The organism is Acrocarpospora catenulata, from assembly GCF_018476525.1.
Lineage (GTDB): Bacteria > Actinomycetota > Actinomycetes > Streptosporangiales > Streptosporangiaceae > Acrocarpospora > Acrocarpospora catenulata.
Window position 1 is genome coordinate 1 of the sequence record NZ_JAHCST010000044.1, and the last position, 25,534, is coordinate 25,534.

Consider the following 25,534-nt stretch of genomic DNA (forward strand, 5'->3'; position numbering starts at 1 on the left):
CCCACCCACCCACCCATTTGACCCTGCGGGTCCGGCTCCGGCTTCCGCCGGGGTGGTTGGGTGCCGCTCCTCGCATGGGGGGATTGATTGCCGTGCGCGCCCCACCCACCCTTCCGACCCTCCGGGTCCGGGCCCGGCTTCCGCCGGGAGAGTTGGCTGCCGTCCCGACATACGAAGGATTGGTTGCCGGGGAACCCCCACCCACCCTTGTTCGACCTCCGGTCGGGGGCCCGGCTCCGCCGGGGTGGGCGGTGGCCGTCCAGCACGCGAAAGCCTGATTTCCGTGTGCTCGCACCCACCCTTTCGACCTTCGGTCGGCCCCGCCCCCGCCGGGCAGGCGAAGCCTCGTGTCGATCTTTGGCGCACAGGGGCGGAAGCCGACGGCCCCAGCGGAGCCGGGTCTGCGACCGAAGATCGAACAAGGGTGGGTGGAAGTCCCCCCGGCACTCAAGGTGTCCACACCTCAGGGGAAGGCCCTTTCGTGTGCCGGACGGCAACCGACCCTCCCGGCGGAGCCGTGGCCAGACCCGAAGGGGTCAAAGCGTGGGTGGGTGGGAGTACCACGGCAATCAATCCCCCCATGCGAGGAGCGGCACCCAACCACCCCGGCGGAAGCCGGAGCCGGACCCGCAGGGTCAAATGGGTGGGCGGGCGGGAGTTTCCCGGCAATCAACCTTTGGTGTGCCGGACGGCAACCGACCTTCCCGGCGGAGCCGGGCCCGGACCCGAAGGGGTCAAAGGGTTGGGTGGGTGGGAGTTCCACGCCAGACGACGGCGAAGCCGGGTTCGAGCGAAGGTCATCAAGGGTTGGGTGGGACCTCCACGGCAACCATGTGGGCCTACGTGGGATCAGGTGTTGCTACCGGGACGATTTCGGGGGCGCCCATTTGGATGGCGTCGGCTTCCTGGTCGGTGTCCTGTTCCTGGGAGGCTCGTTCGGCTTCCACTCGCTTCGTGTAGTACTCGATCTCGCGTTTGACCTGTTCGCCGTCCCAGCCAAGCGGGGGCGCCAGGAGTTCGGCGACCTCCTCGGCGACGGCGAGGCCGCGGTGGAAGGTCTCGATGGAGATGTGGGTGCGCCGGGTCAGCACGTCGTTGAGGTGACGGGCGCCCTCATGGGTGGCCGCGTACACGATCTCCGCGCGCAGGTAGTCGTCGGCCCCGGCCAGCGGATGAGCCAGCGTCGGATCGCCCTCGATCAGCACCAGCACTTCATCGATCATGGACCCGTACCGCTGGAGCAGATGCTCGATCCGAGCCACATGGAGCCCCGACGACTCCGCCAACCGATACCGAGAGTTCCACAGCGCCTGATACCCCTCAGCCCCGGCCAGCGGAATGCGATCCGTACAGGACGGAGGAACCCGCAGATCCAGCCCATGCGCGACCGCGTTGACCGCATCCGCCGCCATCTTCCGATACGTCGTGAACTTGCCCCCCGCCACCATGACCAGCCCCGGCACCGGATGGGTGACCACATGCTCCCGAGAGAGCTTGGAGGTCTGCTCCGACTCCCCCTTCAGCAGCGGCCGCAGCCCCGCGTACACCCCTTCGACATCGTCCCTGGTCAAGGGCACCGACAGCACGGCATTGACGTGATCGAGCACGTAGTCGATATCCGTCCGGGAAGCCGCCGGATGCGCCTTGTCCAACGTCCACGCGGTATCCGTCGTCCCGATGATCCAGTGCCGCCCCCACGGAATCACAAAAAGCACCGATTTCTCGGTGCGAAGAATGATCCCGGTAACCGAGTGGATCCGATCCCGAGGCACCAGCAGATGAATCCCCTTGGACGCCTTCACATTGATCTGCCCGCGCCCACCCACAAGATCCTGAATATCGTCAGTCCAGACCCCCGTGGCATTCACCACCTGCCGGGCCCGAACATCGAGCTCCACCCCGGTCTCCAGATCACAGACCCGAACCCCGGTAACCCGCTCCCCTTCCCGAAGAAACCCCACCACCTGCGCCCGAGAAGCCACCTGAGCCCCGTAGGTGGCTGCCGTCCGCAGCAGAGTCATCACATACCGCGCATCATCCACCTGCGCGTCCCAATACTGCACCGCCCCCGTGAACGCCGCCCGCTTCAACGCCGGCGCCAGCCGCAACGCCCGCTTCCTGGACAGATGCCGATGCCCCGGCACCCCCCGCGTGAACCCGAGCGAGAACCCCAACGTGTCGTAGAGCACCAGCCCGGCCCCCACATACGGCCGCTCCCACCCCACATGCGTCAAGGGGAATAGAAACGGAACCGGCCGCACGAGATGCGGCGCGATCCGCTGCAACAACAACGACCGCTCCTGCAGCGCTTCCCGTACCAGATCGAAGTTGAGCTGCTCCAGATACCGCAACCCCCCATGGATCAACTTCGACGACCGCGACGAGGTCCCCGACGCGAAGTCCCGCGCCTCCACCAACCCCACCGACAACCCCCGGGTGGCGGCATCGAGCGCGACCCCCGCCCCGACAACCCCACCCCCCACCACAACAACGTCGAACTCCTGCGACCCCAGCCGCGACAACGCGTCAAACCGCTCCGCCGGCCCCAGCCTCGCCGTCCCCATCCGCGCCGTCATGGCTCTCCCTTTGCACGGCTTACGCCTACCCCTGTCGTCCTACCCGGAATCTACCGGCGAGTAGCCACTCAATCAGCCACAGACCCGAGGACGAGGGCGGCGCACGAGAACCGGCACGCCGCCCGGGATAGGAACGAGCTAGAGGTTGTAGCCACCGGCGACCTCGAGGTCCTGCGCGGTGATCCAGCGACCCTCCTCTCCCAGCAGCACCGCGACCACCATGCCGATGTCGTCGGGTTCACCGACCCTGCCGAGAGCGGTCTTCGCCGCGAGAGCGGGAATCACCTCGGGGAAGCGCTCGAAGGCGTTGTCCGAGATGCGCGTACGGGTGGTACCGGGGGACACCGAGTTGACCCGGATACCCCGCTTACTGAACTCCTTGGCCATATAGCGGGTCAGCACCGTCAGACCACCCTTCATGGTGGCGTAGGCGGAGTACCCGGGTTCAGTAGTTCTGGACACCGAGTTACTGGTCATGTTGACGATCGCGCCGCCGTCGGCCAGCAGTGGCAGCAGGGTCTGGGTCAGGAAGTACGGCCCCTTGAGCAGAACCCGCATGAGCCTGTCGAACATCTCCTCCGAGGTGTCCTCGAACAACGCGTTCTCCCCGACCCCGGCGTTGTTGACCAGGAAGTCGAACGTGTCCCGGCCCCACGTTTCCCGAAGCGCCGCGGCGACCGACTCCCGGAAGGCCGGGAAGGTCTCCGACCTGCCGACGTCCAACGGCAACGCGACGGCCGTACCGCCCTCCTTCTCGATGGTCGCGACCGTGTCCAGCGCCCCGGACTGATAGGAGTTGTAGGTCAGGATCACCCCTGTCCCACGCTTGGCGATCTGAATGGCTGCGCTCTGCCCGATACCGGAGCTGGCCCCGGTGACAATCGCGACTCGCATGTTACGCCCACCTGTTCATTCGGTCTGTGAGATTCGATTGATCCCATCAAACCAATGTGAGCAGGGAAAACGGTAGAACGATGCTTCTCACTCCTTGCCTGATCCTCTCATCATGGAGAGCAAGGGCGCCGCAGTAGATCACTCGCGGGCGACCATGGAGGATGGGAGGGTGAGCATCACACTCTCCGACGCCCAGATCGTCACCCCTGATGGCGTCCACCACGGCTGGCTGACCATCGAGGAAGGGCGGATCACCCATGTCGGGCATGGCCAGGCGCCCAGGAACGGGCACTCGCTGGCCGGGCAGACCATCGTCCCAGGGTTCGTCGACATCCACGTCCATGGCGGTGGCGGCGCCGGATACCCGGCGGGATCGGAGGAGCAGGCACGGCAGACCATCGCCTTCCACCGGCGGCACGGCACCACCACGGCACTCGCCAGCCTGGTCACCGCGCCGCTCGACCACCTGAAGAAGTCCGCGGGGATGCTGGCCAAACTGTGCGCGGAAGGGCTGCTGGCCGGAATCCACTACGAGGGCCCGTACATTTCGGCGGCCCGCTGCGGCGCCCACCGCCCCGAACTCCTCCGCGCCCCCTCCGCGACCGAATTCGCCGACCTGATCGGCGCGGGCGACGGCCACGTGCGCATGTTCACCCTGGCCCCCGAACTACCCAACGCCCTCGACGCGGTACGCGAATGCGTGAACGCCGGCGTAATCGCCGCCATCGGCCACACCGACGCCACCTACGAACAGGCCATGGCCGCGATAGACGAAGGCGCCTCAGTCGCCACCCACCTGTTCAACGCCATGCGCCCCCTCGGCCACCGCGACCCCGGCCCCATCACCGCCGCCATGACCGACGACCGTGTCACCGTGGAAATCGTCAACGACGGCGTCCACCTGCACCCCAAAGTCATCGACCTGGTCCTGTCCGCCGTCCCCACCTCAAGAATCGCCTTCATCACCGACGCCATGAACGCCGCGGGAATGCCCGACGGCGACTACCCCCTCGGCCCCATGAAAGTCGAAGTACGCTCCGGCGTCGCCCGCCTGGCCGGCGGCGGCGCCATCGCCGGCAGCACCCTCACCATGGACACCGCCTTCCACCGAGCCATCCACCACAACAACCTCACCCTCCCCCAGGCCGCCGCCGTAACTTCCCTCACCCCCGCCAAAATCCTCGGCCTCTCCCACGAAATCGGCTCCATCACCACCGGCAAACAAGCCGACCTCGTCATCCTCAACGAATCCCTGACCATCACCGGCGTAATGAAGAAGGGCACCTGGATTACTCAGCCGACCCCCTGACAAATCCAGTACGTTGCCGGCCATGAGCGACCTCGCCCCCGGCCTGTACGAGCAACTCGTCACCGAAGGACTGGCCCGTGAGCTGATCGCCCACGGCGACCTGGCCCAGCGGCGCCCGCTCGACCAGATCGAGGCCGCGGACGTACTCACCGCCCACCTGGCCGCACTCACCCGCAGGGCCCTGCGGTCGGTACGCGGCACCGACCCCGAACGACTGGCCGGCCAGGTCGAACTGGCCAACCGGCTCGCCGCCGTCCTGGGCGAAGTCGCGCAGGACGACCTGGTGGCCGGCTCGCGGGAACTGCTCCTGGCCGTGACGCGCCGACGTACCCCCACCGGCGAGCCGGTCTACCCGAGGCGCCCGGAGACTCCGCTCGCGGCGAGCGCACTGCTGGTCAACGGGCACGGCCAGCCGAGCGTGGGCCACGAACTCAGGCGGGAGCTGGCCTCGGCGGACCAGGTCGACCTGTTGTGCGCCTTCGTCCGCTGGTACGGCGTACGCATCCTGGAAGACGACCTGGCCGAGTTCGTCCAGCGGGGCGGCCGGCTGAGGGTCATCACCACCACTTATCGGGGCGCGACCGAACGCCGGGCGCTGGACCGGCTGGCCGAGCTGGGCGCCACGGTCAAGATCTCGTACGAGACCAGGACCACCCGCCTGCACGCCAAAGCGTGGCTGTTCCGCAGGGAAACCGGCTTCTCCACCGCGTACGTCGGCTCCTCGAACCTGTCCAAGTCCGCTCTGATCGACGGGCTGGAGTGGAACGTCCGCCTGTCGGCCGTGGAGCAGCCGCACCTGCTGGACACCTTCGCGGCCACCTTCGAGGAGTACTGGGGCGACCCGGCCTTCGAGGACTACGATCCCGCTTCAGCACAGGACCGCGCCCGCCTGGAGCGCGCGCTGGAGCTGGAAGGCGCGGGGACACGCGACCTGCCGCTGACCATCGCCTCGGTGGACGTGAACCCGTACGGCTACCAGAGCGAGGTCCTGGCCGAGCTCACCGCCGAACGCGAGATCCACGACCGGTGGCGCAACCTGGTGGTGATGGCCACCGGAACCGGCAAAACGGTGGTCTCCGCGCTGGACTACCGCGAGCTGCGCGCGGCCGGCGAGGTCGACTCGCTGCTCTTCGTGGCGCACCGCCAGGAGATCCTCACCCAGAGCCAGGCCACCTTCCGCCAGGCGCTCCGCGACGGCGCCTTCGGCGAGCTGTACGCCGGCGGGCGGAAACCCGAGCAGTGGCGGCACGTGTTCGCCTCCATCCAGTCGCTGCACCGCCTCGACCTGGAGTTACTCGACCCTGCCGCGTTCGACATGGTGATCGTGGACGAGTTCCACCACGCCGAGGCGGCCATGTACACCCGCCTGCTGGGCCACCTCACGCCACGCGTGCTGCTGGGTCTGACCGCCACCCCAGAACGTACGGACGGCCAGGACGTCAAGCACTGGTTCGGCGGCCGGATCGCGGTCGAGCTACGCCTGTGGGAGGCCATCGAACGGCAGCTACTGGCGCCGTTCCAGTACTTCGGCGTACATGACGGGGTGGACCTGTCAGCTGTGCCGTGGAAACGCGGTCAGGGCTACGACCTGACGCGTCTCAGTAACGTGTTCACCGGCAACGACGCCCGCGTCCGGCTGGTCCTGGAGACACTGCAGCGCAAGATCGGCGATCTCGGCCGGATGCGCGCGCTGGGCTTCTGCGTCAGCGTCGACCACGCCGAGTACATGGCCCAGCGTTTCACCGAAGCGGGCATCCCGGCCCTCGCCATCACCTCCCGCACCCCGCAGGCCGACCGGGAGGCAGGGCTCCGGAGACTCCGGTCGCGCGAGGTCGCCGTCGTCTTCGCCGTGGACCTGTTCAACGAGGGTGTCGACATCCCCAGCATCGACACCGTGCTCTTCCTGCGCCCCACGGACAGCGCCACCGTCTTCCTCCAGCAACTCGGGCGCGGGCTGCGCCTGGACGACGGCAAGGCCTGCCTCACCGTGCTGGATTTCATCGGCAACCAGCACCGCCAGTTCCGCTTCGACCGCCGCTACCGCGCGCTGACCGGCGCCAGCCGTACCGGGGTCGCCCGCGAGGTGGAAGCGGGCTTTCCCACCCTGCCGCCCGGCTGCCACATCGACCTGGACCGCGAGGTCTCGCGGCTGGTGCTGCACAACATCCGCCAGACGCTGAACCTGCGCTGGCCCGACCTGGCCGCCGAACTCGCCGCGCTGCCCGCGCCGACCACGCTGGCCGCCTTCCTCGAAGAGACCGGGCTGGAGCTGGAGGACCTCTACCGCCGCCGCCATGGATGGGCCGCGCTGCGGCGGGCGGCGGGCAGAGGCCCTGCGGCGGGGCCGTTGGACGAGAAGATCGGCAAGGCGCTCGGCCGCATGCTCCACATCGACGACCCCGACCGGCTGGCTTTCCTGCGCCGCCTGAGCAGCGGGGAATCAGTTCGTGAGCAGCGGTTGCTCGCGATGCTCGATGTCGCCCTCTGGGGTGGCACCCAGCCCGCCTCCACGGCGGAGGAGCGGCTGGCGGAGCTACTGGCCCACCGGGACAGGGTGAGTGAACTCCTGGAACTGGCCGATCTGCTCGGCGAGCGCCGCCATCGCGTGACGCATCCGCTGGCGGGAGAGGTTCCCCTGCACATCCATGCCACTTACAGCAAGAACGAGGCATTGGCCGCTTTCGGCGTGGACAAACCCGCCCACATGCGCGAAGGCGTGAAATGGGTGCCCGAGGCGAACGCCGACCTGTTCTTCGTGACGATCGACAAGTCCGTGTCGCTCTTCTCGCCTACGACGATGTACCACGATCGGGCCATCACCCCGAGCCTGTTTCAGTGGGAGTCCCAGTCCACGTTGCGTCGGAGCAATCCCACGGCACAGCGCTACCAGTCCGGACAGTCCAGCGTCCACCTGTTCGTCAGGGAGAACAAGCGCGATGAAGGGCTGGGTGCGCCGCCGTACCTGTACGCCGGGCCGATGACCTACGAGCACTGCGAAGGCGACCGGCCGGTGCGGTTCCGCTGGCGCCTGGAGCACTCGCTCCCGCTGGACGTGTTCCACTACGCCAAGGTCACGGCGGGCTGACGGTCTGGCCTTCGGTCTCCTCGATCGTCGGAACGTCGTCGAAGTTCAGCTTGGCGCCGAGTTGGCTGTACAGCTCAAGCTGGTCGAAGTAGATCCGATGGGTGATGATCTTCCCGTTGCTCACGGTGCAGGTGCTTGTGCCGCGGACCGTGACGGGGCGGCCTGTGCCCTGGAGCATTTCGCCCTCCGGGAGCAGGAACGGACCGGTGTGGGTGCCGGTGAGAACCCACTCGCTGACCGCCGGATCCGCGCAGGTGACCGTGTGCCAGACGGTCATGCGCAGATCCGGGAAACCGTCGAAGAAGTCCTGGTAGAACGAGGAGATCTCGTCATGCCCCTCGGTCACACCCGCCGGGGTGACCAGCACCGCGTCCCGGCTGTGGCACCGCAGCATCCGGTCCAGGTCATGGCCGTTGAAAGCGTCAAGGAACTGGTCCTTGAGCACCCGGGCATCGGGTATGACCGTCCCTACGTGGGGCTTGTCCCAGCCGCCTTCCTGGTTCTCAGCCACGGCTGCCGTCGGGATGAATGACGACCTTGGTCCAGCCGTCGTCCCGCCGGTCGAAGTGCTCGTATCCGGACGGCGCGTCGTCCAGGCGCAGTTCCTGCGAGACGACCCAGGACGGCCGGGCCCTGCCGGTCTCGATGAGCCTGCAGAGCTGCCGGTTGTAGTTCTTGACGCTGCACTGCCCGTTGCCGATCGTCTGGCCCTTGAACCAGAACATCCCGTAGTCGAAGGCGATCTCGCCCTGCTTGTACAGGTCGTCCGGGCTGCCGGGGTCGGTCGGGATGAAGACCCCGACGACGCCGATGGTTCCGGCGAACTTGACCGACTTCACCAGGTTGTTCAGCGTCATGTTCGGATGCTCGACGCCCTGCGGGTCGTGTGCCTGGAACCCCACGCACTCGCAGCCGCGGTCGGCCCCGTGGCCGCCGGTGAGCTCCATGACCCGGTCCACCGGCGAGGTCCGCGAGTCGTCGATCGCGATCGCGCCGATCTCCTCGGCCTTGGCGAGCCGGTCCGGGTGGCGATCGACGATCATCACCTGGCTCGCGCCCCTGATCATGGCCGAGTACGCGGCCATCAGCCCCACCGGCCCCGACCCGTAGATCACCACGGAGTCACCCGCCCGCATGCGGGCGAGCTGGGTCGCATGCCAGCCGGTCGGCCAGATGTCGGCCAGCATCACGTAGTCCTTCTGCCGCTCCCGGTCCCTGGCGTCCTCCGGGAGGACAAGACAGTTGAAGTCCCCGTACGGCACCCGCAGCAGCTCGGCCTGTCCCCCGCTGTACGGGCCCATGCCGGCGAAGCCGTACGCGGCCCCGGCAATGCCCGGTTCGGGGTTGGTGGTCAGGCAGAAGGCGGTCAGGCCCTTCTCGCAGTTCGCGCAGAAGCCGCACGAGATGTTGAACGGCAGGCAGACCATGTCCCCCACGCGGACACGATCGACGGCCGACCCGACCTCCACGACCTCGCCGAGGTTCTCGTGCCCCAGGACCCTGCCCGGCTCCATGGTGGTCCGGCCCTCGTACATGTGCAGGTCCGACCCGCAGATGTTGGTGGTGGTGACGCGGACCAGCACATCGGTGGGGCGCTCTATCCGCGCATCGGGTACGTCCTGCACGCTGATCTGCCGTGGTCCGGCGTAGACGACGGCTTTCATGTTCACCTCGCAGGTTCTCGACGACGATCGAGGCGGCGACCTGCCGCGCATCGCACCACGTGAGAGGCACACCCGTACCACGAGGAATTCCGCGCAAGTCGCCATGTCCTCGATGAACGGCCTTGGCCCTACCCACCCAAATAGCCACAGAAGCGACAAACAACCCCAAAGATCCTTTGATGCCTTTTTCCCTTCAGCCTGCACAGGCTGGTCAAGCTGTCACCAGATTGGGTCGATGTGCTCGGTCATGGTCGTGGTAGGCGCGGCAGACGCCCTCGACGTACAGGCCGACGACCGTGGTCTCCGGGAGGGCGTGGCCCGGGACCCGTGCGGTGACCTGCGTGCCGTCGTCCAGGCGGAGGGACAGGGTGGCGTCGTGGCCGTGGAAATCGTGGCCGACGACGGTGGCGGAGACGGCCGCGGGGGCCGAGGTCACCCGGATCTGCTCGGGGCGGGCCATGATGACCAGGTCGCCGTCGCCGGGTGGCAGCGTGTCCACCTGGACCGGGCCCAGCGCGGTGGAGACCGTGGCCGTCTGAGGCGTGGATCGGGCGGGCAGGAACAGGGCCTCGCCGACGAAGGCCGCCACCCATGGGTCGGCTGGTTTCCGGTACACCTCGGCGGCGGGAGCGCACTGCAGGACGCGGCCGTCGCGCATCACGGCGACCTGGTCGGCGATGGACAGGGCCTCGCTCTGGTCATGGGTGACCAGGATGCCGGTCGCGTGGTCGGCCTGTAGCGCGGCTCGCACGTCGCGGCGCAGGTCGGCGCGGAGCCCGGCGTCCAGGGCGCTGAAGGGTTCGTCCAGCAGGATGAGGGACGGCCGGGGGGCCATCGCGCGGGCGACCGCGACCCGTTGTTGCTGACCGCCGGACAGGTGGTGGGGCATGCGGTCGCCGTACCCGGTCAGGCCGACCAGGGCGAGAACCTCCGCCACCCGGTCGGTACGGCGTTCCGCGCGGGTCAGGCCGTACTCGATGTTGCGCCGGACCGACAGATGGGGGAAGAGCGCGCCTTCCTGGGGAACGGTGACGATCTGGCGGCGCTCGGGCGGCAGGTGCAGGCCGGGTCCGGCGACGGCGCGGCCGTCGACGGACACCTCGCCCGCGTCCAGGCGTTCGAAGCCCGCCACGCAGCGCAGCAGGGTCGTCTTCCCGCAGCCTGACGGGCCGAGCACGGCGAGCAGGGTGCCGCCCGCCACGGCGAGGTCGACGCCGTCGAGGGCGGTCACCGAGCCGTAGCGTTTGGCGATCCCGTGGAGTTCCAGATGGCTCATGGTGCGGACTTTCGGGTCAGGATGCCGGTGTGCGCGGTGAGCAGCCACGTCGGCAGCGAGGACAGCAGAACCAGCAGCGCCGCGTACGGCGCCGCCGCCGCGTACGCGGCCACGGTGGTGTTCGTCCACAGCTCGGTGGCCAGGGTGTCGACGCCGGTCGGCCGGAGCAGGAGGGTGGCCGGGAGTTCCTTCATGCAGGTGAGGAAGACCAGGGCGGCCCCGGCTCCGATGCCGGGCAGGGTGAGGGGCAGGGTGAGCGTGCGGAAGACGGTCAGCGGGCCCCTGCCCAGGGAGCGGGCGACCTCGTCGAGCACGGGAGGCGCGTGCGCCGCCGCCCCGGCCACGGCCGCCACCCCCAGCGGGAGGAACAGGGCCGCGTAGCCGAGCGCCAGCAGCCAGGCCGTCTGGTAGAGCGGGTAGGCGAAGCTGACGCCGAAGGACACCAGGGACAGGCCGATGACCAGCCCGGGCAGCGCGTGGCCGAGATAGCCGAGGCGGTCGAGCAGCCTGCTCGCCCGGCCGGGCGCCTTGGCGTTCAGCAGCCCGAGGGGCAGCGCGAGCAGCATGGTGAACGCCGCCCCCGCGGCCGACAGCCAGAGCGAGTTCCCCGCCGCCGCGGCCACCTCGGTCCAGGCCCCCGGCCGGGAGACGCCTTGCAGCATCCGGTGGGCGAGGCTCACGGCTGGAACGCCGATCGCGAGCGCGGCCACGGCCGCCAGCGCGAAGACGGCAGGCCGGCGCAACCGGGCCAGGTGAAATGGGGCTGCCATGCGGCGGGTCCCACCCAGCGGGGCATAACGGGCGTCCTTGCGGCGACCGGCTTCCTCCCCGGCCAGGATCAGCATGGTGATCACGACCAGCGCGGCGGCCAGCACCAGCGCGCCCGTACGATCGAAGCCCAGGTCGAAGGCGACGAAGATGGCGCGGGTGAAGGTGTCGGTGCGCAGGATCGACACCGCCCCGAAATCCGACAGCACGTACAGCGCGACCAGCAGCCCGCCGCCGGTCAACGCCGGACGGATCTGGCGCAGCGTCACCCCGGTCAGCGTCTGCCAGGCGGTACGCCCCAGGGATCGGGACACCTCCTCCTGCGCGGGGTCGGCCTTGGTGAGCGCCGCGGCCACCGGCAGGAAGACATACGGGTACGAGCAGAGCGTCAACACCAGCGCCGCCGCCCAGAACCCCGCGAACCCGTCCACCGTCGACCGCCACGCGAAGGCGGCGATGTAGGTGGGCACGGCGAGCGGCAACGCCGCCAGGACGGCGAACCCGCGCCGCCCCGGCAGATCGGTCCTGACCACCAGGACCGCCGCACCGACCCCCAGGACCAGGCAACCGGCGGTCACCACCACCGCCAGCCCGAGCGTGTGGACCGCCAGCCGGGCGACCCGCACGGTACCCAGGTCCTCGACGATGGCGGCCCACCCGGCCTGGGCGGTACGCACGGCCAGATAGACCACCGGAATGAGGGCGACCGCGACCGCCACCGCCGACAGGGCCAGCAGCAGCGGTCGCTTGGGACGAGCCGACATGGCGCCGGCGTAACGGGCGGCGGCCATCGTCTTGGACGAGTCGGCAGCGGTCGCTTCGGGGTGAGCCGTCATGGTGTTAGGGGACGAGTCCCGACTCCTGGATCAGGCCGATCGTGGCCTCAAGCTGGTCGAGGTCGTTGAGGTCCACGGCGGGTGCCTGAAGCTCGGCGAGCGCGGGCACCCCGGCGGGCGGGGTCACACCCGCGACCAGCGGGTACTCGAAGGTCTGCTCGGCGAAGTACTGCTGCGCGTCGGCGCTGAGCAGGTAGGTGACGAACGCCTGCACGTCGGGATCCTGGGCGGCCTTCTTCAGCACCCCGACCCCGGCCACGTTGACCAGCGCCCCGGTGTCCCCGCCGGGGAAGAAGTGCAGCTTGGCGGTGAGCGCGTCCGGCGTGGTGCCCCGCTCCTTGCTCAGTTCGCCCAGGTAGTAGTGGTTGATGAGGCCGACGGCAAGCTTGCCCGAGTCCACCTCTTCCAGGATCGGGCCGTTGCCGTCCCTGATCTCCGGCTCGTTGGCCTTCAGCCCGGCCAGGAAGTCCTTGGCCTTCTGCTCGCCGTGCTGGACGACGATGGCGGTGACGAACGCCTGGAAGGAGGCGTTGGTCGGGGCCACCCCGACCTTGCCCTTCCATTCCGGCTTGGTGAGGTCGAAGACCGAGGCGGGCAGCTTGTCCTCGGTCACCTGGCCGGGGTTGTAGACCAGCACCCGGGAACGGGCTGTGACGCCGACCCACTCCTTGCTCTTGGCCCGGTAGATCTCCGGCACCTGGTTGACCAGGTCGTCGGAGAGCGGGGCCAGCATGCCCTTCTTGGCGACCGCGCCGAGCGCACCGGCGTCCTGGGCGAAGAACACGTCCGCCGGGGAGCGCTCGCCCTCCTCCAGGAGCTGGCTGGCCATGGCGGCGGTGGCGGCGTACCGGGCCTCCACGGCGATGCCGGTCTGCTGGGTGAACCGCTCCAGCAACGGCTTCACCAGCGACTCGCTGCGCCCGCTGTAGACGGTGATCGTCTTGTCGCCGCCGGAGGAGGTGGCGGCGCTGTCAGAGCCGGTGTCGCTGCCGGGGTCGCTTCCACAGGCGGCGAGCAGGAGGGCGCCGGCGACCAGCGTGAGGATGGTCTGGGGGACTTTGATGGGCACGGCGATGTTCCTTCTGTTCGGTCTGTTCGGTGGGAGGAGAGAGTCCGGCCATGACTCATCTACAGCGCTGTAGAAGTTAGTTAAGCCTAACCTAACACATGGCCGCAAGGCCTCCCCCACGTGGCAGACTGTTCGCCTGGTAGGACCGGACCAACGTCGATCCGGTCAGCAAGGAGAGGCCCATGACCGGCCCGGATTCCCGTCGGCGGCCCGCCGGTTCGCTCGAATCGGAGGTCATGGCGGCCCTGCAGCACGCCGCCCAGCCGCTCACCCCGGCCCAGGTCCAGGACCGGCTCACCGCCGATCTGGCCTACACCACCGTGGTGACCATCCTCACCCGGATGCACGCCAAAGGGCTGGCCGCGCGCTCGAAGGAGGGCCGCTCGTTCCGGTACCGGCCGGTCGACGACGAGACCGGTCTGGCCGCCCGCCGGATGCACCAGGTGCTGGAAGGGGAACCGGACCGCGAGTCGATCCTGGCCCGCTTCGTCGACACCCTGTCGGAAGGCGACGAACGCCTGCTGCGCCGCCTGCTCGACCGCCAGGACCCCGGATGACCGAGATGCGATGGTTCATGGACGCCGACGGGTACCTCCCGTTCGCCGTCTCCGTACTGGGCATGCTGATCGCCCGCCCGCTCTCCGAACGGCTGCCGCCGCGGTCCGCCACCTGGCTGATCACCCTGCTGGCGGTCGCCACCGCCGTGGCGAGCACGCTCACCCTGCTCGTCCTGGCCGCGGAAGGCGTGGTCCAGCTCGCCGGGTTCGCCACCTACACCGGCCTGCCGCTGGACATTCTCCGCGGCGACGCGCAGACCAGCCCGCTCGTGGCCGCGCTGGCCTCCGTGGCGCTGACGGCCGGGGCGGCCGGACTGGCCGTCGTGGCGGTGCGGTTGCGGCGCGCCCGCCGCGCGTCGGCCGACGCCGTCCGGGACCTGCCCGGCGAGGGCTTGGTCGCGGTGCTCGACGACGACGTGGTGGACGCCTTCGCCGTCCCCGGCCGCCCGGGGCGGGTGGTCATTTCCACCGGCATGCTCGCCGTCCTCGACGAGAACGAGCAGCGGGTGCTCCTCGCCCACGAAGAGGCCCACCTGCGCGACCGCCACCACATGTTCCGGAACGTTACGCGGGCCGCGGCCGCCGTCAACCCGCTCCTGCGCCCGCTGGCCCGCGCCGTCGTCTACAGCACCGAGCGGTGGGCCGACGAACGCGCCGCGGACGCCGTCGGAGATCGCACACTCGCCGCCCGCGCCCTGGGACGCGCGGCCCTGTCACGCACCACCCAGGCCCAGACCACTCAGCCCCGTAGCCAAACCCCGCCACCCGACACCCGGGCCGAAGAAACCCCAGCCGAAGGTGTTCCGCCCACCGCGCTCGGCATCGGACTGCGCGGCCCCGACCGCCCGAACCGGCCCGGGCCGCTACCGCGCCGGGTCAGGGCCCTGCTCCTGCCCATCCCGCACCACGGCCTGACCCTGCCCTTGACAATCGTGCTGTCCATCCTGGCCGCCCTCTGGGGACCGTACGATCTGGCGCTCGACCTCCGGGATCTCATCGAGGGCGCGCACGCGGGCCAACGCCGGCTGTGCGGAAGCGCTCAGTGACGCCGGGTTTCCCGCCCCCGCCACGCACGAAGCGGGGGCGCGAAACCTGAAAATCACTACTGGGGCGGCGCGACGACGACCTCGACCCGCTGGAACTCCTTGATGTCGGAGTAGCCGGAGGTGGCCATGGTGCGCTTGAGGGCGCCCATGAGGTTCATGGAGCCGTCGGCCACCGAGGACGGACCGTGCAGGATCTCGGCCAGGGTGCCGATGGTGCCGAAGTGCACGCGGCGCCCGCGGGGCAGGTCGGGGTGGTGGGCTTCGGAGCCCCAGTGGTAGCCGCGGCCGGGAGCCTCGGCGGCGCGGGCCAGCGGCGAGCCGACCATGACGGCGTCGGCGCCGCAGGCGATGGCCTTGGCGATGTCGCCGGAGCCGCCCATGCCGCCGTCGGCGATGACGTGAACGTACCGGCCGCCCGACTCGTCCATGTAGTCGCGGCGCGCGGCGGCGACGTCGGAGATGGCGGTGGCCATCGGGACCACGACGCCGAGCACGTTCCGGGTGGTGTGCGAGGCGCCGCCGCCGAAGCCGACCAGCACACCGGCGGCGCCGGTGCGCATGAGGTGGAGGGCGGCGGTGTAGGTGGCGCAGCCGCCGACGATCACCGGCACGTCGAGTTCGTAGATGAACTGCTTGAGGTTGAGCGGCTCGGCGCGGCCGGAGACGTGCTCGGCCGAGACCGTGGTGCCCCGGATGACGAAGATGTCCACACCGGCGTCGATCACGGCCTTGTGGTACTGGATGGTGCGCTGCGGGGAGAGCCGCACGGCGGTGGTCACCCCGGCTTCGCGGATCTCGGCGATCCGGCGGCCGATCAGCTCGTCCTGGATGGGGGCGGTGTAGATCTCCTGCAACCGCCGGGTCCCGGCCTCGGGGGTGAGGGTGGCCACCTCGTCCAGCAGGGGCTGGGGGTCCTCGTACCGCGTCCACAGACCTTCCAGGTCAAGGACGGCGAGCCCGCCCAGCCGGCCGATCTCGATCGCCGTGGCCGGGGAGACCACGCTGTCCATCGGGCTCACCACGACGGGCGACTCGAAGCGGTAGGCGTCGATCTGCCAGGAGATCGACACTTCCTCGGGGTCGCGCGTCCGCCGGGAAGGCACGATGCCGATCTCGTCCAACGCATACGCCCGGCGGCCGGTCTTGCCGCGGCCGATCTCCACCTGAGTCATGTGTTCTTTCCTCGTGCCGAAAATCCCGACTTACCGTTCAGCGTCGATGGTAGTTGGGGGCCTCGACCGTCATCTGGATGTCGTGCGGGTGGCTTTCCTTGAGCCCCGCCGCGGTGATCGGCATCAGCATGCTGTGGTCGCGCAGGTCCGCGATCGTGCGCGAGCCGGTGTACCACATGCCCTGCCGGACCCCGCCGACCAGCTGGTGGGCGACGGCGGCGACCGGGCCGCGGTAGGGCACCTGGCCCTCGATGCCCTCGGGGATGTACTTGTCGTCGCCGGAGACGGCGTCCTGCGCGTACCGGTCCTTGCTGAAGGAGGCGCCGCCGCGCTCCCGGTTGCGGACCGCGCCCAGCGACCCCATCCCCCGGTACGACTTGAACTGCTTGCCGTTGATGAAGATCAGCTCACCGGGCGATTCCTCGCAACCGGCCAGCAGCGAGCCCAGCATCACCGCGTCGGCCCCGGCCGCGATCGCCTTGGCGATGTCGCCGGAGTACTGCAGGCCGCCGTCGCCGATCACCGGGACCCCGGCGGGGCCGGCCGCCAACGAGGCTTCGTAGATGGCGGTGACCTGGGGGGCGCCCACCCCGGCGACCACCCGCGTGGTGCAGATGGAGCCGGGCCCCACCCCCACCTTGACCGCGTCGACCCCGGCGTCCAGCAGCGCCTGGGCACCGGCCCGGGTGGCGACGTTGCCGCCCACCACATCCACCCGGCTGTTGGCCTTGATCTTGGCGACCATGTCGCAGACGCCCTTGGAGTGGCCGTGTGCCGTGTCCACCACGATCACGTCGACCCCGGCCTCGATCAGCGCGTGGGCGCGCTCCTGCGCGTCACCCGCGACCCCGATGGCGGCACCGACCATGAGCCGGCCGTCGGCGTCCTTGGTGGCCAGCGGATACTGCTCGCTCTTGGTGAAGTCCTTGACGGTGATCAGGCCCTGCAACCGGCCGTGCGCGTCCACCAGCGGCAGCTTCTCGACCTTGCGGGAGCGCAGCAGCCGGAACGCCTCCTCCCGGGAGACCCCGACCGGCGCGGTGACCAACGGCATCTTGGTCATCACCTCGCGGACGGGCAGCGAGTGGTCGCTCTCGTAGCGCATGTCGCGATTGGTGACGATCCCGAGCAGCACCCCGTCCTGATCGGTGACCGGCACACCGGAGATCCGGTACTTGGCGCAGAGCAGTTCGACCTCGGCGAGCGTGGCGTCGGGCGTACAGGTGATCGGATTGGTGACCATCCCGGCCTCGGATCGCTTGACCAGGTCGACCTGCGCGGCCTGATCGGCGATCGAAAGATTCCGGTGCAGTATTCCGATCCCGCCCTGGCGGGCCATCGCCACCGCCATCCGAGCTTCGGTCACCGTATCCATGGCCGCCGAAATGAGCGGAATCTGCAGCGAGACATTCCGCGACAGCCGGGTAGAGGTATCCGCGTCCCCCGGTTGAAGATCCGAATAGGCGGGCACGAGCAGCACATCGTCGAACGTCAGACCCGGTTCGGTGAACTTGCCCATACCGCACCCCTCCTAAGAAATAGAGGGCCCGCCCGTTTCAAGCCCCCTGAGCAGCCCAGTGTAGTAGCCACCCCCAACTACAATCCGACCCCCTGTGGATAACCCTGGCGACGCGCCGTGCGGTCCAGGTCGAGGTCCATTCGCGCCCCGCGGGGGGCACTTGGTGACATGCAGCTTGCTGACACCGCTGTGGTGCTGCTCGGAGTGGTCGTCTGTCCAAAACTGGACTTGTGTGCAATCAGTGCACAGAGGGGTGCGTGAAGCTCCTGCCCACAGGCATCGGGTTCGGATGGGATCCGATCGGACCTGGTGATCCCGCCGGCGCCTATCGATGATTTTCGGCGGTTCGCGGATGCCACTGCCAGGGATGCGCCGGGGGGGACCTGGCGGAAGTGGCGGGCCACGCGAAGTCATGGAGGGAATCACTCGTGCCGATCAAACTGCCCGGTGGGCGCACGATGGGAATTCTGGCGGTCGGCGTCATCGCCGGTTCCGTCTTCGGTGTCGGTGGCATGGCCGTGGCGTCGTCCGTCATGTCCGACGAGGTGGTCCACGCCTGTGTCGCCAAGAAGACGCGCTACGTGCGGGTCGTGAACGCCACGGCCACCTGCAAGCCCACGGAGTACAAGCTGGGCTGGAACAAGACCGGCCCCCAGGGCTCGCCTGGCGCCTCCGGCCCGGCCGGCCCGGCTGGCCCGCAGGGGCTCCGCGGCTTGCAGGGGCTGAAGGGTGACAAGGGGAACGCCGGCGCACAGGGCCCGAAGGGCGACAAGGGAGAGACCGGCGCGCAGGGTGAGCGAGGCCCGCAGGGTCCCGCGGGTTCGAACCAGGTCCAGTACAACGCCATGCAGTTCAAGTTCGAGGGCAAGGCGTCCGCGGTCACCGCCCATTGCCCGACGGGCTGGCTCGCCACCGGTGGCAGTTACACGTTGACCGAGGGCAGCCACGACGGCCTCGACGGCGCGTGGCCGTACTCCACCAACGGAGTCCCGACCGGCTGGACCGTGCAGGGCAAGAACGGCAAGGGCACGGTCCACGTGGTCTGCATCAAGGGATGACACCCAGGTAAGGACGCGATCCACCCGATCTCGTCCACGGGACAGGAGGCCGTCGAGAATCTCGGCGGCCTCCTTTTCGTTTCCCCGATTTCAGGCGGGAGCCGAGGCGACCAGGCACGGCTGGCGGTAATGCGGCCCATCGAGCCCATCAAGTCGTGTCCTGGTCATATGGTGGGATCGTGCTGGAAGACGTCCCCCGCGACCCGTTCGCGGACGACCCCAACGACCCCGCCGTGGAGCTGGGCGAGCTCGACGACCCCGAGCCGCTCACCACCTCGGAGCGGAACGAGGCGCTGACCGACCTGGCCGACGTCGAAGTGTTCCGGTCGCTGCTGGAGCCCCAGGGAGTGCTGGGGCTCGTCCTGGACTGCCCGGAATGCGGGGAGCAGCACTACTTCGACTGGGACCTGCTCCGCGGCAACCTCCGCCAGATGATCGACAACGGCCGCCCCCAGGTGCACGAGCCCGCCTTCCAGCCCGACCCGGCGGACTACGTCAGCTGGGAGTACGCCCGCGGCTATGTGGACGGTGTGATCGACACCGAGGAAAGCCGCTGAGTGTCGTAGATACTGTCCACGTCGGCGACCAGCGCGCGCAGCACCAGAATCGCCGGATCCGACGAACGGACCGGCTCCCGGCGGCCCAGCGCGTCGAGCACCACGTCAACGTCGTGAGTCACGCAATCGACTCTAGCTCTGCCATCTGACGAAGCCGCGCAAGAGCCCGATGCTGTGCCACCCGGACCGCCCCCGGGGACATGCCGAGAACGTTCCCGGTCTCCTCCGCCGACAGCCCCGAGACCACCCGCAGGATCAGCAGCTCCCGCTGGTTGTCGGGTAACCGGGAGAGCAGCGCCCGCGCGTGCTCGGCCTCGATGTACCGCACCACGGTCTCCTCGGGCCCCGGCCCCTCGTCGGGCCCGTCCGGCAGGTCCTGGGTCGGTACGGCGCTGCGCACCGAGCTGCGCAGCGCGTCGGCCACCTTGTGCGAGGCGATCCCGAACACGAACGACGCGAACGGCCGGCCCATGTCGCGGTAGCGCGGCAGCGCCGACAGCACCGCGATGCAGACCTCCTGGGCCACGTCGTCGGCGATGTGGTAATGACCGGAGACCCGCCCGAGACGGGCCCTGCAATAGCGCACCACCATCGGGCGCAATTGGCCCAGCAGCGATTCGATGGCTTTGCGGTCTCCTGACACGGCGGCGCTGGTCAGTTCCCTGAGGTCGGACTCATCCGATCTCGTCGCAAGCCTTACCCCAGTTGCGGCGTCGGCGACGCATCCCTCGGTCACGTTAGGCATGATGCCCGCCACGATCGTGCATGTCCCCATGGTGAACGGCTACGGATTGGTCACATTGACGCAGCGATAACCCTTGGTAATCAGCCGATCACCTAAGTGTTTGAACATTTCAGAAGAAAGCCGAATTCGCGCCTTTTCTGTCAGAGCTTCTGACAGCTCAGAGCCGGTGTGACGTCTTATCTGGTCGTTAGGTTTACCCGTTGCTATATAGAAGAACGGCCCCCGCCTCAAGTGGCGAGAGCCGTACCTTCCTGATTCTTGCCGGGGCCTAGTGGCCGTGCCCGTGGCCGTGGCCGTGACCGCCGGCGGCGGGGGCCTCCTCCTCGGGCTTGTCCACCACCAGGGCCTCGGTGGTGAGCAGCATGCCGGCGATGGAGGCGGCGTTCTGCACGGCCGAGCGGGTGACCTTGACCGGGTCGATGACGCCCTGGGCCACCAGGTCGCCGTACTCGCCGGTAGCCGCGTTGAGGCCGTGGCCGACGGAGAGTTCGGTGATCTTGGAGGTCACCACGTAGCCCTCAAGACCGGCGTTCTCGGCGATCCAGCGGGCCGGCTCGAACAGCGCCTTGCGGACCACCGAGGCGCCGGTGGCCTCGTCGCCGGACAGGCCCAGGCCGTCCAGCTCCTTGGCCACGTGCACCAGCGCGGAACCGCCGCCGGACACGATGCCCTCCTCGATGGCGGCGCGGGTGGCGGAGATCGCGTCCTCCAGGCGGTGCTTCTTCTCCTTCAGCTCCACCTCGGTGGCCGCGCCGACCTTGAGCACGCAGACGCCGCCGGAGAGCTTGGCGAGGCGCTCCTGGAGCTTCTCGCGGTCCCAGTCGGAGTCGGACTGCTCGATGGCCAGCTTGATCTCGCGGACCCGGTCGGCGATCGCGGCGGCCTCGCCGGCGCCGTCCACGACGGTGGTGGTGTCCTTGGTGATCACCACGCGGCGGGCGGTGCCGAGCACCTCAAGGCCGACGTGCTCCAGCTTGAGGCCGACCTCCTCGGCCACCACCTGGCCGCCGGTGAGGATGGCGATGTCCTGGAGCATGGCCTTGCGGCGGTCACCGAAGCCGGGCGCCTTGACCGCGACCGAGGTGAAGGTGCCGCGGATCTTGTTGGTGACCAGCACGGCCAGGGCCTCGCCCTCGACGTCCTCGGCCACCACCAGCAGCTGCCGCTTGGTCTGGGCGACCTTCTCCAGCAGCGGCAGGAAGTCGGCGATGGAGGCGATCTTGCCCTGGGTGAGCAGGATGTACGGGTCCTCCAGGACCGCCTCCATGCGCTCCTGGTCGGTCACCATGTACGCCGACAGGTAACCCTTGTCGAACTGGAGACCCTCGGTGAACTCCAGCTCCAGGCCGAGCGCGTTGGACTCCTCGACGGTGATCACGCCGTCCTTGCCGACCTTGTCGAACGCCTCGGCGATCAGCTCGCCGATCTTGGCGTCCTGGGCGGAGATGGTCGCGACGTTCGCGATCTCCTTCTTGTCCTCGACCGGGCGGGCCGAGTCGAGCAGCTTCTCGCTGACCGCCTTGGCGGCCAGGTCGATGCCGCGCTTCAGGGACAGCGGCTGGGCGCCGGCGGCCACGTTCCGCAGGCCCTCCCGGACCATGGCCTGGGCCAGCACGGTCGCCGTGGTGGTGCCGTCACCGGCCACGTCGTTGGTCTTGGTGGCCACTTCCTTGGCCAGCTGGGCGCCGAGGTTCTCGTACGGCTTGTCCAGCTCGACCTCGCGGGCGATGGTGACACCATCGTTGGTGATGGTGGGCGCCCCGAACTTCTTGTCGATGACCACGTTGCGGCCACGCGGGCCGAGGGTCACCTTCACGGCGTCGGCGAGGGCGTTCACGCCGCGCTCAAGCGCGCGCCGGGCATCCTCGTCAAACGACAGCGTCTTCGGCATACCAGTCCTCTCAGCGTCCGGCGCTCGGGTAGACGGAGGAGCCCCGGACAGTACGGAAAGCCCCGGGCACTGGACGCACCCGGGGCTGTTTCACGGCTTACTTCTCGACAATGGCGAGCACGTCACGGGCGGAAAGCACCAGGTACTCCTCGCCGCCGTACTTGACCTCGGTGCCGCCGTACTTGCTGTAGAGGACGACGTCGCCCTCGTTGACGTCGAGCGGAACGCGCTTGCTGCCGGACTCGTCCCAGTTGCCGGGGCCAACCGCGAGGACTTTGCCCTCCTGCGGCTTCTCCTTGGCGGTGTCCGGGATGACCAGACCGGAAGCGGTGGTCTGCTCGGCCTCAAGCGGCTGGACCACGATACGGTCGCCGAGCGGCTTTACGGGAACCTTAGTGGCGGTCGTCACGATCGGACCTCCCCTTCAGATTGCGATGTGTGAGCTGAAGAGGCGACCAGCGGCCTGCCGTCGCGGGTGTCAGACCTGCCTCGTCGCTTAGTTGGTTTGGCACTCTCCCTAGGCGAGTGCCAACACGAAACAGTATGCACAACCCCCGAGTCCGTCAACACGAACTCCCCGCCCAGGTCAGCTCCCTCTTCCGCCCGCCGCGAACGCGGCACCGACGACGAGCGGCACACCGGATAGCCTCGGAATCGTGGAGTTGGGTCAGTTTGAGCTGCTGCTGACGCCGGCGGGGCAGAAGGTGCTCGCGGAGGCGGTCGAGCTTGTTCGGGGTGGGGCTGATCCGGTGCAGGCGGCCACGGCGCTTCGGCGTGGGTATGGGGCCGATCTGGTGAGTGCGGCGCTGACGCAGGCGGGGTTGCGGCGGCGGGCGGTGGTGAAGTTCGGGGCGGATGCGGAGGTCATGTACTTCACGCCGCAGGGGCTGGAGCAGGCCACCCGGGTGGAGGTGGCCGAGCATCGGGCGCGGCGGCTGGTCGATCGGTGGGGGGCCGGGTCGGTGGCGGACGCCTGTTGCGGGATCGGCGGGGATCTGGTCGCGTTGGCGCGGGCGGGGTGTGCCGTGGACGCGGTGGACGTCGATCCGGTGACGGCGGCGGTGGCCAGGGCCAATGTGGCGGCGCTGGGGTTGCGGGCGTCGGTGCGGGTGGCGGACGCGGGGGAACTGGATCCGGGCGCCTACGACGTGTGGTTCGCCGATCCGGCCCGGCGGACGTCGAATCGGCGGACGTTCGACCCGAATGCGTACACACCGGCCTGGCCGGTTCTGATGGAGATGGTAGGGCGTTCCCGGGCAGCGTGTCTCAAGGTGGCGCCGGGCATTCCTTATGAGTTCATTCCGGACGGCACCGAAGCCGAATGGGTTTCTTTTCGAGGTGAAGTAAAGGAAGCGTCCCTGTGGCTGGGGGATAAATCGCAAGAAGTCCGGAGAAAGGCAACTTTGTTGCCAATTAGGGAAACGCTTGAGGCGTCCGGCGTCGAACCCGAAGTGGGGACAATCGGGCGATATCTCTACGACCCCGACGGCGCCGCCGTCCGCGCCCACCTGGTCGCCGAAGTAGCCCAGATCATCACCGGCCGCCTCATCGACCCGCAGATCGCCTACATCACCTCAGACAGCCCGGCGCGCAGCCCGTGGGTGTCGGGGTACGAGGTCGAGGAGGTCATGCCCTTCTCCCTCAAACGCCTCAGAGCGGCCCTGAGAGACCGCCACGTCGGCTCCGTGACCATCAAGAAGCGCGGCTCGGCGGTGGACGTCGAACGCCTCCGCAGGGACCTGCGCCTGCACGGCGACAACACCCGCGTGGTCCTCCTGACGAGGCTCGGCAACCGCCCGATCGCCATCCTGGCCACCGAGCTGCCGACCCCCTGAACCTGGGCATTCCAGGGGGAATCACGATCTTTGGCCGTCCACCCCGAAGCCACGGCCACGAAGGGCTACAGTTCGGTGACGGTACGTGTTTGCGCGTGCTTACCCCTGTCGAACCGGACCATTTCCACCGCTGCGATTCGAAACGTCGGCGAGTGAAGGAGCCTTCGGTGGACCACTCCAGCCACACCCTCCTCCAAGCGGGCAGCCAGGCGGCCGTCTCCGACCGCATGCGCGAGCTGCTGGCCCGCGCCGCCCAGGACCACGTCTACGAGCAGCGCACCCAGGGCGCGGTGCTGGACGAGATCCGGCAGCGTCTGGAGGGCATGGAATGGCTCCTCCGCGAGGTGCGCGAACGCGAGCTGGGCGGCCTCAACGGCAGCGTGGAGGCGGTCAGCGTCCGCCTGGACGACATCGTCACCCGGCCGCCGTCCTGGGCCGAGGGCCTGGCCCAGCACGTCGAGCTGGTCCGCGACCACGTGGACGCGGTCAACGTCCGGGTCGGCGGCATCGGCGACCGGGTCACCCCGCTGGCCGAGCTGCCCAGCCTGTGGGCGGACGTGAGCACGGTCGGGGAGAGCGTGGAGGAGGCGCTGTCCCGGCTCCAGTCCCTGCTGGACGGCGCGCAGGGCATGGCCGAGCGCATGGAGCGCTACACCGCGCTGCTCGGGCAGGTCCAGGAGGCCATGGAGGCGGCCGCCGGCCGGTTCACCCGGCTGGACAAGGCCCTCACCGAGCTGGGCCAGCGCACCGAGCGCCTGGAGGGCGGTGTGCTCGACCTGACCGGCGTGCTGACGGGCGCGGTGCAGGAGCTCACCACCACCGTCGAGCAGGCCACCGGGAAGGTGCTGACCCGTCTCGGCGACCTGGAGTCCCGGCAGGCCGCGACCATCGCCCGGCTGGACCGCATCGACGGCCGGATCGAGACCGCCGACGAGTGCCTGGCCGACATCGACACCCGGCTGACCGGCGTGGAGTCCCGGCTGACCGGCGTGGAGACCCACCAGGGCCACCACGACGACCGCTTCGAGGCCCTGGACGGCCGCGTGGACACCCGCTTCACCACCCTGGACGAGCGCCTCACCGCCGCCGACCAGCGGGCCGCCGCGCAGGCCACGGCGCTGAACGAGGACCTCGGCACCCGCATCGCCACCCTGGACACCGAGCTGAGCACCCGCATCGTCACCCTCGGCGAGTCGCTCGGCGCCCGCCTCACCACCCTGGACGAGAGCGTGGGCGACCGGGTCGCGGCCCTGGACGGCACGCTGCTGACCCGCATCTCCGACCTGGACGACCGGGTGGGCGACCGCCTGGACAGCGTGGACGACCGGGTGGAGGCGGTCAGCCAGCGCGTCGGCCAGCTCCCGGCCACCCTGGAGATCGGCGCCCTGCACAAGAACCTCGGCGAACTCGCCGCCGACCAGGCCGGCCACTTCGAGAACGCCCAGGCACGCCTCGCGGAGGCCGCCGGCGCCCTCACCGAGCTGATCGGCGCCCGCCCCGACCAGGACCGCCTGGCAGAAACCCTCACCAAAACCCTCACCCAGAGCATGGACCCGGCCCACGCCGACATGACCCGCCGCCTCGGCATCCTCGAGGAAACCATGCTCGCCCTGGCCGAAGCCCTGCTCCGCCCCACCCGGACCGGCAAGGACTGAATTTGTCGGTGGCATCGGGTAG

21 protein-coding genes are annotated in these 25,534 nt (G+C 69.1%); 8 read left to right on the plus strand and 13 right to left on the minus strand.

Translation table 11 applies throughout. The features are described from left to right. Nucleotides 1–839 precede the first annotated feature (839 nt). On the minus strand, nt 840–2,576 hold the full coding sequence (locus KIP79_RS32235; protein WP_214108738.1) for a glycerol-3-phosphate dehydrogenase/oxidase: 1,737 nt from the start codon (nt 2,574–2,576) through the stop codon (nt 840–842). 138 nt (nt 2,577–2,714) lie between these two features. Continuing rightward, nucleotides 2,715–3,470, minus strand: coding sequence for an SDR family NAD(P)-dependent oxidoreductase (locus KIP79_RS32240; protein WP_214108739.1), 756 nt, complete (start codon nt 3,468–3,470; stop codon nt 2,715–2,717). A gap of 169 nt (nt 3,471–3,639) precedes the next feature. On the opposite strand from KIP79_RS32240, the gene nagA reads away from it, so the two are divergent. Beyond that, nucleotides 3,640–4,779 carry an N-acetylglucosamine-6-phosphate deacetylase gene (gene nagA, locus KIP79_RS32245; protein ID WP_214108740.1) on the plus strand — a complete coding sequence of 380 codons (1,140 nt, stop codon included), beginning with the start codon at nt 3,640–3,642 and terminating at the stop codon, nt 4,777–4,779. A 22-nt stretch (nt 4,780–4,801) separates the two neighbouring features. Then, nucleotides 4,802–7,864 (plus strand): DEAD/DEAH box helicase, encoded by a 3,063-nt coding sequence (locus KIP79_RS32250; RefSeq protein WP_214108741.1) that lies wholly within the window; start codon nt 4,802–4,804, stop codon nt 7,862–7,864. Here the strand turns inward: KIP79_RS32250 and KIP79_RS32255 are convergent. From KIP79_RS32255 to KIP79_RS32275, 5 genes are all read right to left on the minus strand, one after another. Continuing rightward, nucleotides 7,851–8,375, minus strand: coding sequence for an ester cyclase (locus KIP79_RS32255; RefSeq protein WP_308170003.1), 525 nt, complete (start codon nt 8,373–8,375; stop codon nt 7,851–7,853). The genes KIP79_RS32250 and KIP79_RS32255 overlap by 14 nt on opposite strands. After that, the gene (locus tag KIP79_RS32260; RefSeq protein WP_214108742.1) at nt 8,368–9,528 is read right to left on the minus strand and encodes a glutathione-independent formaldehyde dehydrogenase; all 1,161 of its coding nucleotides are present in this window, start codon (nt 9,526–9,528) and stop codon (nt 8,368–8,370) included. The genes KIP79_RS32255 and KIP79_RS32260 overlap by 8 nt, the downstream gene beginning before the upstream one ends. A 211-nt stretch (nt 9,529–9,739) precedes the next feature. Next, complete coding sequence (locus tag KIP79_RS32265; RefSeq protein WP_214108743.1) at nt 9,740–10,804, minus strand: ABC transporter ATP-binding protein; 1,065 nt, start codon at nt 10,802–10,804, stop codon at nt 9,740–9,742. Next, nucleotides 10,801–12,408, minus strand: coding sequence for an ABC transporter permease (locus tag KIP79_RS32270; protein WP_250214189.1), 1,608 nt, complete (start codon nt 12,406–12,408; stop codon nt 10,801–10,803). Before KIP79_RS32270 ends, KIP79_RS32265 begins: the two co-directional genes overlap by 4 nt. Nucleotides 12,409–12,412: 4 nt before the next feature. Beyond that, nucleotides 12,413–13,477 carry an iron ABC transporter substrate-binding protein gene (locus tag KIP79_RS32275; RefSeq protein ID WP_308170004.1) on the minus strand — a complete coding sequence of 355 codons (1,065 nt, stop codon included), beginning with the start codon at nt 13,475–13,477 and terminating at the stop codon, nt 12,413–12,415. Nucleotides 13,478–13,659: 182 nt separating this feature from the next. On the opposite strand from KIP79_RS32275, the gene KIP79_RS32280 reads away from it, so the two are divergent. Beyond that, on the plus strand, nt 13,660–14,034 hold the full coding sequence (locus KIP79_RS32280) for a BlaI/MecI/CopY family transcriptional regulator (RefSeq protein WP_214108744.1): 375 nt from the start codon (nt 13,660–13,662) through the stop codon (nt 14,032–14,034). Then, on the plus strand, nt 14,031–15,080 hold the full coding sequence (locus KIP79_RS32285; RefSeq protein WP_214108745.1) for a M56 family metallopeptidase: 1,050 nt from the start codon (nt 14,031–14,033) through the stop codon (nt 15,078–15,080). The genes KIP79_RS32280 and KIP79_RS32285 overlap by 4 nt, the downstream gene beginning before the upstream one ends. 56 nt (nt 15,081–15,136) lie before the next feature. Here KIP79_RS32285 and KIP79_RS32290 read toward each other — a convergent pair whose 3' ends face one another. Together KIP79_RS32290 and guaB are read right to left on the minus strand one after the other, a co-directional pair. Beyond that, a complete protein-coding gene (locus tag KIP79_RS32290) occupies nt 15,137–16,252 on the minus strand; it encodes a GuaB3 family IMP dehydrogenase-related protein (RefSeq protein ID WP_214108746.1) in 1,116 nt (371 codons plus the stop codon). Nucleotides 16,253–16,289: 37 nt separating this feature from the next. Then, nucleotides 16,290–17,771: an IMP dehydrogenase gene (guaB, locus tag KIP79_RS32295; RefSeq protein ID WP_214108747.1), complete on the minus strand. Its 1,482-nt coding sequence runs from the start codon at nt 17,769–17,771 to the stop codon at nt 16,290–16,292. Nucleotides 17,772–18,199: 428 nt separating this feature from the next. On the opposite strand from guaB, the gene KIP79_RS49755 reads away from it, so the two are divergent. Both KIP79_RS49755 and KIP79_RS32305 read left to right on the plus strand, forming a co-directional pair. Further along, on the plus strand, nt 18,200–18,829 hold the full coding sequence (locus KIP79_RS49755) for a hypothetical protein (protein ID WP_214108748.1): 630 nt from the start codon (nt 18,200–18,202) through the stop codon (nt 18,827–18,829). Between the two features lie 179 nt (nt 18,830–19,008). Beyond that, on the plus strand, nt 19,009–19,386 hold the full coding sequence (locus tag KIP79_RS32305; protein WP_214108749.1) for a DUF5319 domain-containing protein: 378 nt from the start codon (nt 19,009–19,011) through the stop codon (nt 19,384–19,386). On the opposite strand, the gene KIP79_RS32310 is transcribed toward KIP79_RS32305, so the two are convergent. The 4 genes from KIP79_RS32310 to groES form a co-directional block, all read right to left on the minus strand. Continuing rightward, nucleotides 19,347–19,508 (minus strand): hypothetical protein, encoded by a 162-nt coding sequence (locus KIP79_RS32310; RefSeq protein WP_214108750.1) that lies wholly within the window; start codon nt 19,506–19,508, stop codon nt 19,347–19,349. The two genes, KIP79_RS32305 and KIP79_RS32310, sit on opposite strands and share 40 nt — an antisense overlap. Further along, nucleotides 19,505–20,131: a sigma-70 family RNA polymerase sigma factor gene (locus KIP79_RS32315; RefSeq protein WP_214108751.1), complete on the minus strand. Its 627-nt coding sequence runs from the start codon at nt 20,129–20,131 to the stop codon at nt 19,505–19,507. Before KIP79_RS32315 ends, KIP79_RS32310 begins: the two co-directional genes overlap by 4 nt. Nucleotides 20,132–20,399: 268 nt before the next feature. Beyond that, nucleotides 20,400–22,022, minus strand: coding sequence for a chaperonin GroEL (groL, locus tag KIP79_RS32320; protein ID WP_214108752.1), 1,623 nt, complete (start codon nt 22,020–22,022; stop codon nt 20,400–20,402). Between the two features lie 97 nt (nt 22,023–22,119). After that, entirely contained in the window at nt 22,120–22,431 is a 312-nt protein-coding gene (gene groES, locus KIP79_RS32325; protein ID WP_443611867.1) for a co-chaperone GroES, read from the minus strand. A gap of 247 nt (nt 22,432–22,678) precedes the next feature. On the opposite strand from groES, the gene KIP79_RS32330 reads away from it, so the two are divergent. Next, complete coding sequence (locus KIP79_RS32330; protein WP_214108753.1) at nt 22,679–23,857, plus strand: class I SAM-dependent methyltransferase; 1,179 nt, start codon at nt 22,679–22,681, stop codon at nt 23,855–23,857. Nucleotides 23,858–24,024: 167 nt separating this feature from the next. Next, nucleotides 24,025–25,512, plus strand: coding sequence for a hypothetical protein (locus tag KIP79_RS32335; protein ID WP_214108754.1), 1,488 nt, complete (start codon nt 24,025–24,027; stop codon nt 25,510–25,512). Nucleotides 25,513–25,534 lie beyond the last annotated feature (22 nt).